Source organism: Actinomycetota bacterium (assembly GCA_012837825.1).
Taxonomy (GTDB): Bacteria; Actinomycetota; Humimicrobiia; order Humimicrobiales; family Humimicrobiaceae; genus Humimicrobium.
In genome coordinates this window covers 40,990-56,913 of record DUQM01000015.1, presented here as the reverse complement: position 1 = coordinate 56,913, position 15,924 = coordinate 40,990, and the positions used below count along the sequence as shown (strand labels likewise).

The following is a 15,924-nucleotide window of genomic DNA, read 5'->3' as shown; positions in this document are numbered from 1 at the left end:
CTGAATTTATTCTATTATTAAACTTTAAACAATCAATTACAGGAGTTTCTATGGAAAATGAGATAATTTCTGAAAATATAATTGGGAAGAAAAGAGTTCTGATAATAAGCTATGATTTTGTCGGACAGAATATGGCCGGTCCGGGAATTAGATTCTATGAATTATCCAAAATTCTTTCAGCAGTTTGCGATGTAACTCTTGCCGTACCCAATAAGATTGATATAGGAACACCGGGCTTCAGATCTTTTACCTATGATTTAAATAATTACAAATCCATACAAAAAGCCATGGAATCTGCAGATACCATTTTTATACAGGGGCATCTTCTTTATTACTTCCCATATATCAGAAATTTCAAAGGAAAGATAGTTGTTGACCTTTACAATCCTTTTAACCTCGAGAGCCTTGAAATGTACAGGAATGAAAATGAGGCAGAAAGAGTCAGGATTGACAAAAATAACCTTAATATACTTAATACACAGCTTTCAATCGGAGATTTTTTTATTTGCGCAAGTGAGAAACAAAGAGATTACTGGATAGGCATGCTGGCTTCTCTTGGTAGAATAAACCCTTATAATTATGACAATGACAGTTCACTGAGAAAGCTTATAGATGTTGTGCCTTTCGGGATACCCGCAAATGCTCCTGAGCATAACCGGGAAATGATAAGAACTGTTTTTCCAAAAATAAAAGCTGAGGACAAGATAATCCTCTGGGGCGGAGGCATATGGAACTGGCTTGACCCGATTACAGCTATTAAATCTGTCTGGGAGCTTTCAAGGCACAGAAACGATATAAAGCTTGTATTTTTAGGCATTAAGCATCCTGACCCCAAACTCCCCGAAATGCAGAAATGCATAGAAGCGATAAATTTCTGCAAAGAGCTTGAGCTTCTGGATGAATATGTGTTTTTCAATGAATGGGCTCCCTATGATCTTAGACAGAATTTTCTTCTGGAAGCGGATGTGGGAATATCAATTCACCAGAAAAGAATAGAGACCGAGTTTTCATACAGAACCAGAGTAATGGACTATATATGGGCAAGGCTTCCCATAATTACAACTGAGGGAGATTCAATAGCAAAACTGGTCAAGGAAGAAAATATCGGAGAAGTAGTTAAGTATGAGAATGCTCAGAATCTTGCGCGTGTTCTTGACAGCACTCTTTCCAATAAAAGCCTGAGGGAAATATACAAGAGAAACCTTAATAAGATTGCACCTAAATATTTATGGCAGAATGTAGCCGCACCTCTGGCTGATTACTGTGCAAAGTCAGAACCTGCACCGGACAAGAAGAATCTTTTTAAAATCATTGAGATGCAGAATAAAAAAATGATAAATCTTGTCAAGAATAATATTGAAGGTATTACAAATGCTTTATTCATAACGGATAACAAAAACAGAGATGCGCAATATATCGGCGAAAATGAACTTGGGAAAGTCTTTTTTATTGAAACAAATCCTGAATCTGAAAAAAACAAAATTGACGACAATTATCAGGGGACAATAAGCAGGATAAAGAATTTAATTCTTAAAAGAACCAGTTTTGATACAGTCATAGTCAATAATGCATTTCAAAGCCTTACCTCCAAAAATTTTTATGACATAGTAAATATTATAAATATGCGGCTAAAAAATGACGGAATATTGTTTTTCTCAATTCCTGAAAAAAAAGGCCTCAGCCAGCTGGTAAATATTAGCGGAAAATCATTTGACAACAGAGAAACCATAGACAACTTTACAATCGAATATATCCTGAAAAATGTAGGGTTTGACATTATAGAAAAAGGAAATTATGAAAAATCCGATGAAGAATCAGATCTTTCAAAAGCTTATTCCGAGATAGGAGAGATATACGGCAAAAATGAATTATTTGAATTATTTGAGATTAAGATGAAACAGGATAATTTCAGGAGCTTAAAGCTTTTAAGCAAGTTTGATATCCTGAGTTCCGAAGAGCTTAACAGTGACAGATCGGTAAAAGGGAAATTGAAAAAATATTTCTATTCACTTACGAGTCTTTATTTTGAGAATGTAAGGAAGAGTTTCAATGAAGTCATGAAATCAATTAACAACAATATTCATCTGCAGATAAACAATGAAATTAACGAGCTTAACAGGAAAAACAGGGAAAGGCTCATACTTATATATTTTAATATATTTAAACAGCTTATGTTTGAAATAAAAAATCTTGGCTATGATATGAATGAGCTTAAGCAGATAATTTCAAATTTAAAGACCGGCACTGAGGAAAAAGCCGGAATCGAAGATAAAATAGATCTTATAAGCAAGGATTTTGATAATATCGACAAACTGATAGGCCTTCAGTTTACAAGCAGATATTTTCTTGCAAGAAAACTTTAGGAAATTTTTCCGAAAGGTAATAATTGAATTTAAATTCTTTGCCTCTTGTTTCCATTATAACAGTAAATTATAACGGAAAAGTTTATCTCAAAAATCTGTTTGAATCGCTCAGCCTCCTGGACTATCCGAAAGATAAAATCCAGATCATAATGGTTGACAATGCTTCCGGCGATGATTCAGTCCGCTTTACACAGGAAAATTTCCCTTTTGTAAAAATAATCAGATGCAGGAAAAATACCGGATTTGCAGAAGGAAATAATATCGGTTTAAGCCATGCAGACGGAGAACTAATTGCAATAATCAATAATGATTGTGTGGCTGAACCCGGATGGCTTTTAGCGATGGTCAGGGCTTTATTCGAAAAAGAAAAGGAATCAGCTGATTCCGGGAACAGAAGCTGCAAAGTCGGGGCAATAGGCTCAAAGATATTTTTTTATTACCGCTATTACCCGCTGAACATCTGTTTTGAAAGGAATAATACAGGTAGCGGCAGCGGCGACACCCATTGTGCTGAAATAAACAAAATTGAATTAAATATTATTTCTGAAATTTATGATAAATCCCATGAATCACAGCAACAGCAAAAAAATGAAAGTGAAATTACCGGGTTTTTACTAAAAAGAAGCATAAGATATCTTTCGGGAATAGTCCCTGCAGGAAGGAACAGCAATGGGGAGATTATTTATAAAACTGAAAGAAAATCTCTTATAGGAATTCCTGTGCCTGACAGTAATTTTAAAATAAGTATCAGAATTGATTTTTCAGTCCTGCCGGTCGGTGAGAGGATTAATATAAAAATCGCAGATAAGGAAATTATTTCAAAAACAATTGAAAACAACAGGGAAATAATTGCATTTGAAATTAATGATGCCGGTTTGCAGGCCCCGCGATATATTGTGAACAGCAGAGGCAGCATGATAAATAAAAAATTCTATGCAAAAGAAATAGGTTATGACGAATTTGATTCAGAATCAGACACAAGAACCCAGGCAGAAATTCCGGCAGCCCGGGATGAAAAAATAACAGAAGTATTTGCCATACCCGGCACAGGATTTTTATGCAGAAAAAGCGTTCTGGAGGCTGCAGGCTTTTTTGACAGTAAATTTTTCACATATTATGAAGATATAGATTTTTTCTGGCGCCTTAAACTTTCAGGATACAGAAGTTATATCTGTGCTGATTCTGTGCTAAGACATCTGCATTGCGGGTCCGGAACAGAATGGTCATATAGCTTTACATATCATGTGCTGAGAAACAGGATGCTGATGATATACAAATGTGCATGGTTCGGAGCATTTATAAAAAATTATCTGTCTTTTGCTGCATCGGCATTCATTGGCCTGGCATACGGGATAATTTTAAAAATAAGAAAAATATCTTCTTCAAGACCGGATGTCCCTATAAGGATAAGAATACTTTTTGAATTTTTTATACTGTTTTTCCGGAAACTTCCGGAAAGAATAAAAATAAGAAAAAATAAAATTATAAGCGATGATGAAATAATAAAATGGTTAAATGATTTTTAATTTTTTCTTTTTTTATTATTATTGGATATCAGGTTTTGTTTCCGGAATAAAAAATTGATTAAAAAAGAGTGATCAAAGCAAGATGATAAAAATCGGTATTTTTGACAGGTATCTGTCAACTCTCGGCGGCGGTGAAAGATACAGCTGTAAAATGGCAGAAGTATTGTCAAAAAATAATAACTATAAGGTTGATCTGATTACAGATCTTTACAGCGATTTATCGGAAGTTTCTGAAAGGCTGAACCTGGATCTGTCAGAGACGGAACTGAGAATCCTGCCCTTTATTTCTGATGATTATGCTCAAAACATTACAGGCGGCTATGACATATTTATAAATGCAACTTATTTAAGCGCTTTTGCGCCCAGGGCAAAATACAATATATATGTGTGCTATTTTCCCACTCCGTTTGATTCAGACTTCAGGCCTGTTCATCGTTTTTTGCTGGCCTTTTTCAGGAAACCGGCGAGATGGCTTTACGGAAAATCTGAAAAATTTCTTTCATCTCCTGGAAGAAACGAAATAACTGAAGGAATTTATGATTTAAAAAGATTTATGCTTGGAAGAGGAAGCTGGAGTACCGGGGAAATAATAATAAGAGCAGACAGAAGCAGCTTTATTCCGGATAATATGTATTTTTCCGAAGATGATAAAAAGAATAATGATTTGTTTATAAAGCTGGGTATAAAAAATCCCGTAGATACCGGCCTGGAGAATATGAGCGTAAGAATATCTGTACATCCGTCAGCAGTATCCCGGTCTCCTTCTGTAATCATTGAAGAGAATCTGGGGGCAGGTCAGAAAAAGAGTATTAAAGTACCAGTCAGACCGGATGAAGTCAGTTATATTAAAATCAGTTCCGATGTTTTTACTCCCTCAGGTAAAAACGGCCGGGAACAGGACTCAAGAAAGCTCGGTGTTGTTTTATATGATGAATCAGATATCAGCCTTCCGAAAAAGATTTTTTTTAAAATTCTCGGATATATCCCGATGTTTCTTGTAACCTATCCTTCAGGTTTTAAATTTCTGGAAAGTTATAATGAAATACTGTCAATATCAGGGTACACGGAATACTGGATAAAAAGATACTGGAAAAAAGACAGCAGAATACTTTTTCCTCCTGTTGATACTGAAAGCTTCAAGGCAGGATCAAAGGAAAAAATAATTCTGAGCGTGGGAAGATTTTTCCCCGAGCATCATAATAAAAAACAGTATGAGCTTGCCAGAGCATTTACAGAAATGGTAAAAACCGATCCGAATGAGATGAAAGATTACAGACTGATTCTTGCGGGCGGTCTTGAAAACCGGGAAAGCCATACTGCATATGTTGAAAAAATAAAAGAAATATCCGAGGGTTATCCTATCGAAATAAGGACCAATATTTCCTGGAGCGAGCTTAAAGACCTTTTTTCAAAGGCAATGATCTTCTGGCATGCTGCCGGGCTGAATGAAGATGAAAATAAAAATCCTGCAAAATTTGAACATTTCGGCATAACAACCGTTGAAGCGATGTCTGCTGGATGTATTCCTGTTGTTATAAACAGGGGAGGTCAGAAAGAAATAATAGAAGAGGCAGTAAACGGCTTTAAATTCGAAGATATTTCTGAGCTGAAAGAAAAGACTATTTATGTTATAAAAAATTATGATCATATTGATAAAATAAAATTCAGGGCAATAAGCGATTCCCGGAAATATTCAAACAAAAATTTTGAAGAGAATCTTTTAAAAATTATTGCTGAAGCTACCGAAAAATTAAAAAAAGACTGATATTTTTTATTTATACCTGAACTGAATTCATGAAAATATTAAGCTTCATAATAGTAAATTATAATGGTATGGATTTTCTGAACGGGCTTTTGGAAAGCCTTGAGGAATTAAATACCGGCTACGGGGAAAAAAGTGCTGTTAATTATAAAAAATCGTATGATTCTGTCTGGGAGGCGATTTTTTTCGACAACGGTTCAACAGATGGCAGCCTGGAATTTCTCAGAGAAAAATGCTTAATGAATACTAATTTGAGACTGATTGAATCAAAAACAAATACAGGCTTTTGCTTTGCTTCAAATGAAGCAGCAAGACAGGCAGAATCAGAGTATCTTGTATTTCTCAACCCTGATACAGTGATAAAAACAAAGAATCCTGATATTCTGCTTTCTTTTGTAGAAGAAAAAGCAGATTCAGGCGACAGGATGGGAGCTCTGGGTGTAAAGACGCTGAATATAGACGGCACTCTTCAGTTCAGTTGCAGAACATTCCCGACAATTGCCAGACAGTTTTATGAAAGTTTTTTTCTGGCAAAATTATTCAGGAAATCACGCATTTTCGGTTCTTATTTCATGACATGGTGGGATCATAGAGAAAGCAGGGAAGTAGACTGGGTTTCAGGTTCTTTTTTGTTAATAAAGAAAGAATTATTTTTCAGCATGAACGGATTTGATGAAGATTATTTCATGTACAGCGAAGATACAGATCTCTGCAAGAGGCTGAAAAAAAAAGGCTATAAAAATTATTACTTTCCGGATTTTGAAATAATTCATCTGGACAGCGCCATTGCTTTAAGGGACTTTGCAAACAGGGAAAAAGGAATATGGAAAAGCAGAAAACTGTATTTTGAAAAAAATCATTCCGGAAAACATGCGCTTGTCATTAGTTTTCTATGTTTTTGCGGGAATCTCAAAAGAGCTTTTCTGTTTTTATTATTATATCTTTTTACTTTTAAAAGAAAAAATATTATAAGATCATGTAATTATTTTAAAGCAATAAAATCTTATTTGTCAGGTTCATGAAAATGGAAAAAAAATACCAGAAAGTGTTAGAAAAAGTCAGTTTTATAACAACTATTTTTAATGAGGAAAGATCAATAACCGGTTTTCTTAAAAGCTTGCTTGAGCAGAACTTTATTCCTGAAGAAATAATCATTGTTGACGGCGGTTCTTCAGATAATACCATTGCATGCGTAATTAATTTCTTTTCAGAAAAATCAGATAACCGGTTTCTGAAAGCTGGAAACAATAAACAATATAATGCATCTGTTCATGTAAAAAATGAAGAAGTCATCGAAGATTTTTCCCTGACCCTGAAAGACCCTGCCGGTTTTGGAGAAGAAGCCGGAACAGGCGGGAAAACTAAAGTCAGAATCAGGTTGTTCAGCTCACCCGGATCAAATATATCGGAAGGGAGAAACATTGCAATAAGTCATGCATCAAATGAAATAATCTGTGGCAGCGACGGGGGATGCAGTCTTGATAAAAACTGGTCATTTGAAATAACCAGATATTATTTTGATGATAAAAATCAGTTTTCGGCAGCAGGAGGATTCTCTCACCCTGTCGCGCTTACTTTTCTTGAAAAACTTCTTGAGATGTGCATAATGCCGGGAAAAAAGGAAATAGATTCCAAAAAGTTCATGCCTTCATCAAGAAACATAAGCTTTTTAAAAAGTGCATGGCGGGCAGTCGGAGGATATCCCCGGTATCTTGATTATGGAGAAGATATGAAGTTTAACTTTAACCTGGTTCAGAAAGGATTTAAGATAGCATACAATCCGGATGCAGTAGTTTACTGGAGGATGAGGGAAAGTCTTGTGATGGTTTTTAAACAATTTTTCCGTTATGCAAAAGGAGATGCAATCGGGAAAATGTACACCCATCGTCATTTGATCAGATTTTTATCACTGGTAGTGTTTATTGCCTTAATAGTTGCTTCAATTTTTGCAAGTCCCTGGCTTCTGGTGCTTTTTGCACCCCTTATATTGTTTTATATCTATAAACCGCTACTGAGAGTAAATGATACGTGGTCACATATAAGAAATCCTTTTAAAAGAGTATGTCTTAAAATGCTGTCTATTGTGCTTGCGCCTTTTATGCTTCTTTTTATAGATACGGCAAAAGCACTTGGTTATGTCTACGGGAAAACAAGAAAGAATGCCTGACAGCTTCAGAATGAAAAGGAAATAATCCGGTTTTTAGTCAAAGTAATAATATAAATATTTGTCTTTAATAAATCATTTATCAATATTTATATATTTATTTTATTTATGATTGCATTATACTTAAATTAGTTTTAATATAACAATTAATATATTGCTAATCAGAGTATTAATATATCTTTGATATTTTTCACTGATATTGTTAAGTGATTTTTTTATTTCAATCAGGAGGAAAAATGGATAATAATGAAAAACTCGGAGATAATGTATTAAGAATTGACACCAATGATCTTAGGATTAATCTGACCAAATATCTTACTGAAAATCTGGGTGATACAATCTATATTACCAGGTATAACAAGCTTGTTGCAGAGCTGAGAGTCTATAATGAGGAAATAAAGAGGAAGACTGAATTAAGGCTTGCAAAGAAAATGCTTGAAGCTGCTGAACGGAGCAGCAAATAGGTAAACCATGAAACTGTAGCGCAGCACATTTCCTCAAATCTGCAGGGAATTTTTTATTACAGAAAGAAACAGTTTCCCGGAACGGAAATGATATGCAGTTGATATTATTTTTAATGAGGCTGATCTCAAATCGGCCTCATTTTTTTTGATGAAGAGCCGGTACAGTCAAGAGAGATTTTTATATCAGGCATTATTTTTTATATAAGCAATCAAGTCTGTTTCATATCAGGCATTATTTTTTATATAAGCAATCAAGTCTGTTGATTTTTCACAATCCGTAATCCGTTAATATCCAAATCCCTGCCTGCCTTTTTTGAACGCACATTTTTCCATGCATTCATCATCGTAGACCGGAAGCAGATTTAAGCTTATCAGCCTTATTTTTTCTTTAAACGTGCCGACTAAGCCCCAGGCTTATTGCCACAGCCAGACTATCAGAATATATCCAGAACTGTTTATATTAAAAGAATAGCAGATATTATTTCCTTAAAATAATATAAAAATAAAAATCAATATTGACAAAAAATGCAAGGTGATTTAATATAGAAATCGTTTCGCAGAAATCGTTTCGTATTAGAGAATTTTATATATTTTATATACAGTCTAATAACAAATGGCTAGATATAATATAAAAGATGTTGCAAAAGCTTGCGGAGTTTCAATTTCCACAGTTTCCCATGCGCTGAATGGCTCCAGATATGTAAAAAAAGAAACAAAAGAAAAAATATTCTCCACTGCTTCCGAAATGGGCTATAAGGCAAGTACCCTGGCAAAAGGTTTAAGAAAAAAATCACTCAACACAATAGCTGTCTTTATTCCAAATATAGCAAGTCAGTTTTTTTCACAGGTACTTATTGGGATTAATAAAATAGCTAATAAAAATGATTTTCATATTATCATCGTCAATACTTTTTATGACAGCGATGAAGAAACCAGGCTTATTGAAAATTTAAAAAATCAGTATGTGGACGGAGCCATATTTGTGAGTGGTCTTGATAATGAAAGATGCATAAGAGAACTTAACAATGAAAAATTTCCTATTGTGCTTGTCGCAAGAAAAGTTGGTGAAGATATACCTTCAGTGCTTATTAACAATTTTGAAGCTGCAAAATCAGGAGTCGATTATCTTGCTTCGCTTGGCCACAGAGATATCGGATATATCACTTTTGAATTTAAGGAAAGGCATACAGTCAGTGAAAGATTTGAAGGGTTTAAGGAAGGATTATTACAGAATGGCTTAGAGTACAGGCAGGAAAACGTATTGATTATGAAACAGTATTCTATGGATGAAATGGGAATGACTTATGAGTACGCAAAAAAATTTTTTGAAGACGGCAGTTTTCCTACTGCCATCATGACAGTAACTGATAATGTAGCAGCAGGTATTTATAATATTCTTAAAGAGAAAGGGTGTAAAATCCCTGAAGATGTTTCTGTTCTGGGGTTTGACAATCTTCTGCTCAGCGCTTTTCTTGATCCGCCTCTTACTACAATTGAACAGCCAAAAGAACAGATGGGTGAAAAAGCTATGGAAATGATGCTTGATATTATTAAAAAAAGGCAGGCCGGGAAAGGTAATATCATTAATCTGGAGTCCAGACTGATAAAAAGAAAATCAGCGTCTAAATATAAAAATAAACAATATAAAGCTAAATAAAAAATATGTCTGAATATATCTTAGAACTGAAAAATATAACAAAGATTTTTTCCGGAGGCGCTGCTCTGGATGATGTTGATTTTTCATTAAAATATGGAGAAGTTCACTCAATTATCGGTGAAAACGGAGCCGGCAAATCAACTTTAATTAAAATAATTACCGGCGTTTATTTTCCGACAAGCGGAAAAATCATTTATGAAGGAGAAGATATTGTCTGGTCTAGTCCGATGGAATCAATAAATAGCGGTATAGCAGCTATTTATCAGGAACCTGCAATCTTTCCGGATCTTAATATTGCTGAAAACATATTCATGGGACATCAGTCCTACAACAAATATACTAGAAAAATATCCTGGCGCAACCTTTACAAAAAAACAGAAAATCTGATGAAAGAACTTAATATTAATCTGAATCCAAAGCAGAAAATAAGATCACTCAGCCTTGCTGAAAGACAGATGGTTGAAATTGCCAAAGCACTTTCCATTAAATCCAAAATAATAATAATGGACGAACCTACATCTGCGCTTAGTATTTCCGAGTCGGAAAAATTATTTGAAATAATAGCTCAGTTAAAAGATTCGGGAGTATCAGTAATATTCATATCTCACAGGATTGAAGATATCTTTAGAGTAACCGACAGGCTTACCGTGCTTAGAGACGGGAAATGCGTAGGTACAAAAACTATAGAAGAAGTGACTAAAGATGATCTAATTCAAATGATGGTGGGGCGTAAAGTTGATAATTTATACCCCAAACTTGATGCAGAAATAGGTGAGGAAATTTTAAGCACTAAAAACCTTTCAAAAAAAGGTGCTTTTAAGGATGTAAATTTTTCTCTGCATAAAGGGGAAATACTTGGTTTATACGGTTTAATAGGTTCCGGAAGGACTGAGCTGGCAAAAGCTATTTTCGGCATGGATCCTTATGATAGCGGAGAAGTTTTTTTAGAAGGGCAGAAGTTAAATAGATTAACTCCTTCCCAGGCTATTGAAAAAGGCATAGCTTATATTCCTGAAAACAGAGATGAAGAAGGCATAATACTTGGGATGAATCTTGTTTCTAATATTTCATTACCTATTTTAAGTAAAATAAGCAAACTTACATGGCTGGATTTAGAAGCTGAAAAAGAATTAACAAATAAATTTGTGGATATTCTTGAAATAAAAACCTCAGGTATTGACCAGAAAGTAATGAACCTAAGCGGAGGAAATAAGCAGAAAGTCTCGCTTGCCAAATGGCTGGCAACTAAAACCAAGATATTTATTTTTGATGAACCTACCAAAGGTATTGATGTAGGAGCAAAAGCTTCCGTGCATAAATTTATAAGTGAACTTGCTGTTAAAGGAAACGGTATTTTAATGATTTCTTCAGATCTGCCTGAAATAATTGGAATGAGCGATAATATTTTAATAATGCATGAAGGCCTTGTCACAGGTTCCTTTTCAAGGTCTGAAGCTAATCAGGAAAAAATACTGGAAGCAGCATTATCTAATATTAGTAATAAAAAGACATAAAAAACACAAATGACTGATAAGAAAAATTCAAACTCATCAAGTAGTCTGGTTGTAAAATTCGCCAGTATAAGAGAAATAAGCGTACTTGGATTTTTAATTGTTTTTTCTCTGGTAATATCTTTGATTAATCCTGTTTTTATCAGTCTGGACAATATATATGATATTGCTCTTGATACCGCAATCCTTGCGATAGTTGCCGTTGGGCAGATGATGGTAATTCTTACCAGAGGTATTGATATTTCGGTAGGCGCAGGTATTGGTCTTTCAGGAATGATAGTGGCTTTGATAATAAAAGACACCGCAAATTTCAATCCCTTGCTGGCTATACTTATAGGTATGATAATCGGTGCAGCAATGGGAGCTCTTAATGGTGTATTAATTGTAAAAGGCAATATCCCACCTATTATAGCTACGCTTGGCACCATGAATGTTTTCAGGGGTCTTACTTTTATAATCAACTATCAGATTAATGGCGGTCAATGGGTTGGAGCAGACAAGCTGCCGGAAGCTTTTAAGAACTTTGCAAGAGGGACATTCTTAAAGATACCTAATTTAATACTAATTACCATTATAGTTTATCTGATTTTTTATTACTTCTTGAATCACACTACTGCCGGTCGGGAAACATATGCAACCGGAAGCAGTCCTGAAAGTGCAAAAATCATAGGCATAAATATAAAAAAGACAATTTTTCTTACCTATATCATTACCGGAATACTTGTTGGAATGGCAGGAGTTTTATGGGTTGCCAGATATACTTCAGCACAGACAGATTCTGCTTCAGGATTTGAATTTACTACAATTACAGCAGTAATTCTGGGAGGGGTAGCTATAGCTGGCGGTTCAGGGTCAATATGGGGAGTATTATTTGGCTCAATTCTTATAGGTGCAATTAACAGTTCTTTAAATCTAATCGGGGTATCTCCATTCTGGAAACTGGCGATCAATGGAGGAATCATTTTGGTAGCGGTAATTATTGACGCAGTTCTTGCAAGAAATATAAATAAAGCATTGAAAGAAAGAAAGCATATATAAAATGACAGATATGGTTAAAAAGAGTAATCGCTTTAAATCAGTATTTTCCAGATGGGAAACAATGTTGTTTCTTATATTTATAATTTTCAATATTATAATGAGTTTTACCACACCTCATTATCTCAATGCCCGGAATATACTTGATATGACTTTTATTTTTATGGAAAAGGGTCTGATTGCTCTTATTATGACACTCATAATAATTACAGGCAATATTGATCTTTCAGTTGCATCGACAATGAGTCTGTCGTCAGTAGTAATGGCTGTAAGCTTTCAATCAGGAATAAATATATGGATATCAGTACTATTAGGCATACTGGCAGGAACTTTCTGCGGTTTTTTAAACGGATTTATAATAACAAGACTTTCTTTGCCGTCTATGATAATAACCCTGGCTACTTTTTCATTTTACAGAGGGATTTCTTATGTAATACTTGGGGATAAAGCAGTCAGCGGTTTTACGGAAAAATTTACTTATCTTGGTCAGGGTTATATCGGCAATACAAAAATACCATTCCCTCTTATTGTTTTTATTGTGCTTGCCATCATATTTTCTCTGGTTCTTCACAAAACTTTTATGGGTAGAATGATATATGCAATAGGATGGAATGAAAATTCCTGTTTTGCATCAGGAATACCGGTAAAAAAAATAAAATTGATTTTATTTACTCTTTCCGGCTTTATTTCCAGTTTTGCTGCAATGTTTTTAACTGCCAGAATAGGAAATACCAGACCAAATCTGGCAACAGGATTTGAGCTGGAAATAATAACTATCGTAATTCTGGGAGGGGTAATGATGTCTGGAGGAACAGGCACTATGCCCGGTGTAATTATATCAATATTTCTGATAGGAACTATAAGATATGGCCTGGGGCTTCATAATGTTCCGGGGCAGATTATGTTGATAATTTCAGGCACCCTTCTGATTTTATCTATACTTATCAACAATTTTGTAAAAAATTTCACAAAACCAAAGCCTTTACGGCAATAGAAATTAATTTTAGCGGCTATTCAGATAATTAATAAATAATTTATCAAAAGAGAGGAGGATACATGAAAAGAAAAGTAATGATTTTTACTTTCTTTATTGTATGTATTGTTTTAACACTATCTTTTGGGATAGGGTGCAAAACAAAAGCTGCTGTTACAGAAGGAGCTGGTGCAGCAAAGGAAGGCGGTCTTAAAATTGCTTTGGTAGTAAAAAATATAGGCAATCCTTTTTTCGATGCTATTAAAAAAGGCTGGGATGAAGCTGCAGCAGAATTAGGAGATGAATCAATATTCAGAGGTCCGGAACAACCTACTCCAGAGGGTCAGATAGAGATAATGGAGCAGCTCATTGCACAGAAAGTTGATGGTATTACTTATGTAGCAAATGATCCTCAATCAATCGCCTCAGTTGCAAAAAAAGCTATGGATGCAGGCATTGCAGTTGTAGGATGGGAATCCGGAAATGTTCCTGGAAGCAGGCAACTTTCTGTTGAACCCGTAGACCAGAAAGTAATTGGTATTGATCAGGTGAAAATTATTTCTGAACTGATAGATGGTGAAGGGCAGATAGCGATTTTAAGTGCTGCCGCCACAATGGCCAATCAAAACACATGGATTGAATACATGAAAGAAGAATTGGAGAAGCCTGAGTATTCAAAAATAGAACTTGTCAGTGTTGTTTATGGAGATGATGTCAGGGAAAAGAGCTATAATGAAGCACTTGGCTTGTTTAAATCTTATCCGGATTTAAAAGGGATAATAGCTCCTACAACGGTTGGAGTTGCAGCTACAGCAAGAGCTGTGACTGACGAAGACATGATTGGAAAAGTCTTTGTAACCGGACTGGGTATGCCTAGCGAAATGGCTGAATATGTAAAAAATGGTGCGTCTCCTATATTTGCTCTATGGAACCCTATTGATCTTGGTTATGTAAATGCATATTCCACTCATTTATTGGCTACCGGTGCTATTACCGGCAAACCGGGAGAAACATTTGAAGCCGGAAGACTTGGCAAGTATACTATTGGAGAACAAGCTGGTGATGAACAAGGTCTTGTATTTTTAGGCGATTCTTTATTCAGATTTAATAAAGACAATATTGACGAATTTAAAGACCTGATTTAAGTATTTATAGGGGGCTTAAATAAAAGCCCCCTATAAATTATCTTGACCAACCAAACACTTATTATTTTTATAAAAAAGAACTACTAATAAAGAATTTTTTTTATCTTGGAGCTATTATGGAAAGAATCATCTGGCTAATGGAACTTAAAGAAGATGAAATAGAAAATTATATAAAAATTCATAAAAAAGAAAATGTGTGGCCTGAAATAATACAGGTAAATAAAAAGGCCGGAGTAATAAAAGAAGAGATTGCAATCTTTAAAAACCTTGTTTTTATTTATCTTGAAGTAGAAGACAAAAAAAAGATGCTTGAGGTTTTTGAAAGTGATGAAGGCTTGAAGAGGTGGAATGCAATTACACTTGCAATGACTAAATCTGTTCCGGAACTTAATGAAAGCATGAAAGAACTTCCGCTGATATTCAGCTATGAAAACGGAAAGCTGATGCATTAAAGGAAAATTAATTAAAATATTTAAATAAAAATAATTTGGAGCAGTTATGAGACTAAAAAATAAATGGGCACTGATTACAGGTGGTGGAAGAGGCATAGGGAAAGGTATAAGCATTGAACTTGCCAAAGAAGGATGCAATGTTGTTGTTAATTATGTTTCTGACCCCGGAAAGGCAGAGGAAACTGTTAAGGAATTAAAAAATCTTGGAGTACAAGCCTATAGCATCAAAGCAGATGTTTCAAACAGATGTGAAGTTGACAGAATGATTTCTGAAATAATTTCTAAAAATGAGCTTGATATACTTATTAATAATGCCGGGGTTGTAAAGTTTGAGCCTTTTCTGGAGATTACCAAGGAAGCCTGGGATTTTCAGATGAATATAAATCTGGTGGGAGCTTTTAATGTCGGGCAGGAAGTTGCAAGATACCTTGTTAAAAGAAATAAAGGCGGCAAAATAGTTTTTGTAACTTCTTTTAATCAGGAAGTACCAAACGGCAGCCAGGGCGTATACAGTATAACTAAGAGTGCTATAAAAATGCTTGCCAAGAGCATGGCGCTTGAACTGGCTGAGTATAAGATAAATGTCAATACCATTGCAGCCGGCGCAGTAATTACAGATATAAATAAGGTACAGATAGAAGAATTTCCGGGACTGGTTGACAGATTAAATAAAATAATTCCGCTTCATAGATGGGGAACACCTGAAGATATGGGAAAGGCTGCAGTTTTTCTTTCATCGGCTGACTGCGATTATGTCACGGGCTCAACTATTTTTGTAGAAGGCGGAATAATGATAAATAACGGAATGCTTATCAATGTTTCAGAACAAGAGCAATAAAATAAATAAAAATATTGTGTTAAATATTTAAAAA

13 protein-coding genes are annotated in these 15,924 nt (G+C 34.8%); all 13 read left to right on the top strand.

Annotated features, from left to right (window positions below):
- Positions 1-50 precede the first annotated feature (50 nt).
- On the top strand, positions 51-2,363 hold the full coding sequence (locus tag GXZ93_01450; protein HHT78456.1) for a glycosyltransferase family 4 protein: 2,313 nt from the start codon (positions 51-53) through the stop codon (positions 2,361-2,363).
- Positions 2,364-2,386: 23 nt separating this feature from the next.
- Positions 2,387-3,889: a glycosyltransferase family 2 protein gene (locus GXZ93_01445; protein HHT78455.1), complete on the top strand. Its 1,503-nt coding sequence runs from the start codon at positions 2,387-2,389 to the stop codon at positions 3,887-3,889.
- A gap of 82 nt (positions 3,890-3,971) precedes the next feature.
- Positions 3,972-5,654 carry a glycosyltransferase gene (locus GXZ93_01440; GenBank protein HHT78454.1) on the top strand — a complete coding sequence of 561 codons (1,683 nt, stop codon included), beginning with the start codon at positions 3,972-3,974 and terminating at the stop codon, positions 5,652-5,654.
- Positions 5,655-5,683: 29 nt separating this feature from the next.
- Positions 5,684-6,673 (top strand): glycosyltransferase family 2 protein, encoded by a 990-nt coding sequence (locus tag GXZ93_01435; GenBank protein ID HHT78453.1) that lies wholly within the window; start codon positions 5,684-5,686, stop codon positions 6,671-6,673.
- 2 nt (positions 6,674-6,675) lie between these two features.
- Positions 6,676-7,818, top strand: a complete 1,143-nt coding sequence (locus GXZ93_01430; GenBank protein ID HHT78452.1) for a glycosyltransferase — start codon at positions 6,676-6,678, stop codon at positions 7,816-7,818.
- A 233-nt stretch (positions 7,819-8,051) separates the two neighbouring features.
- The gene (locus GXZ93_01425) at positions 8,052-8,279 is read left to right on the top strand and encodes a hypothetical protein (protein HHT78451.1); all 228 of its coding nucleotides are present in this window, start codon (positions 8,052-8,054) and stop codon (positions 8,277-8,279) included.
- Positions 8,280-8,892: 613 nt separating this feature from the next.
- Complete coding sequence (locus tag GXZ93_01420; protein HHT78450.1) at positions 8,893-9,936, top strand: LacI family transcriptional regulator; 1,044 nt, start codon at positions 8,893-8,895, stop codon at positions 9,934-9,936.
- Between the two features lie 5 nt (positions 9,937-9,941).
- On the top strand, positions 9,942-11,450 hold the full coding sequence (locus tag GXZ93_01415; GenBank protein HHT78449.1) for a sugar ABC transporter ATP-binding protein: 1,509 nt from the start codon (positions 9,942-9,944) through the stop codon (positions 11,448-11,450).
- 9 nt (positions 11,451-11,459) lie between these two features.
- A complete protein-coding gene (locus GXZ93_01410) occupies positions 11,460-12,485 on the top strand; it encodes an ABC transporter permease (GenBank protein ID HHT78448.1) in 1,026 nt (341 codons plus the stop codon).
- Position 12,486: 1 nt separating this feature from the next.
- A complete protein-coding gene (locus GXZ93_01405; protein HHT78447.1) occupies positions 12,487-13,476 on the top strand; it encodes an ABC transporter permease in 990 nt (329 codons plus the stop codon).
- 62 nt (positions 13,477-13,538) lie between these two features.
- A complete protein-coding gene (gene rhaS / locus GXZ93_01400; protein HHT78446.1) occupies positions 13,539-14,600 on the top strand; it encodes a rhamnose ABC transporter substrate-binding protein in 1,062 nt (353 codons plus the stop codon).
- A gap of 116 nt (positions 14,601-14,716) precedes the next feature.
- The gene (locus GXZ93_01395; GenBank protein HHT78445.1) at positions 14,717-15,052 is read left to right on the top strand and encodes an L-rhamnose mutarotase; all 336 of its coding nucleotides are present in this window, start codon (positions 14,717-14,719) and stop codon (positions 15,050-15,052) included.
- 46 nt (positions 15,053-15,098) lie between these two features.
- Positions 15,099-15,890, top strand: a complete 792-nt coding sequence (locus GXZ93_01390; protein HHT78444.1) for an SDR family oxidoreductase — start codon at positions 15,099-15,101, stop codon at positions 15,888-15,890.
- The last annotated feature ends 34 nt before the right edge of the window (positions 15,891-15,924 follow it).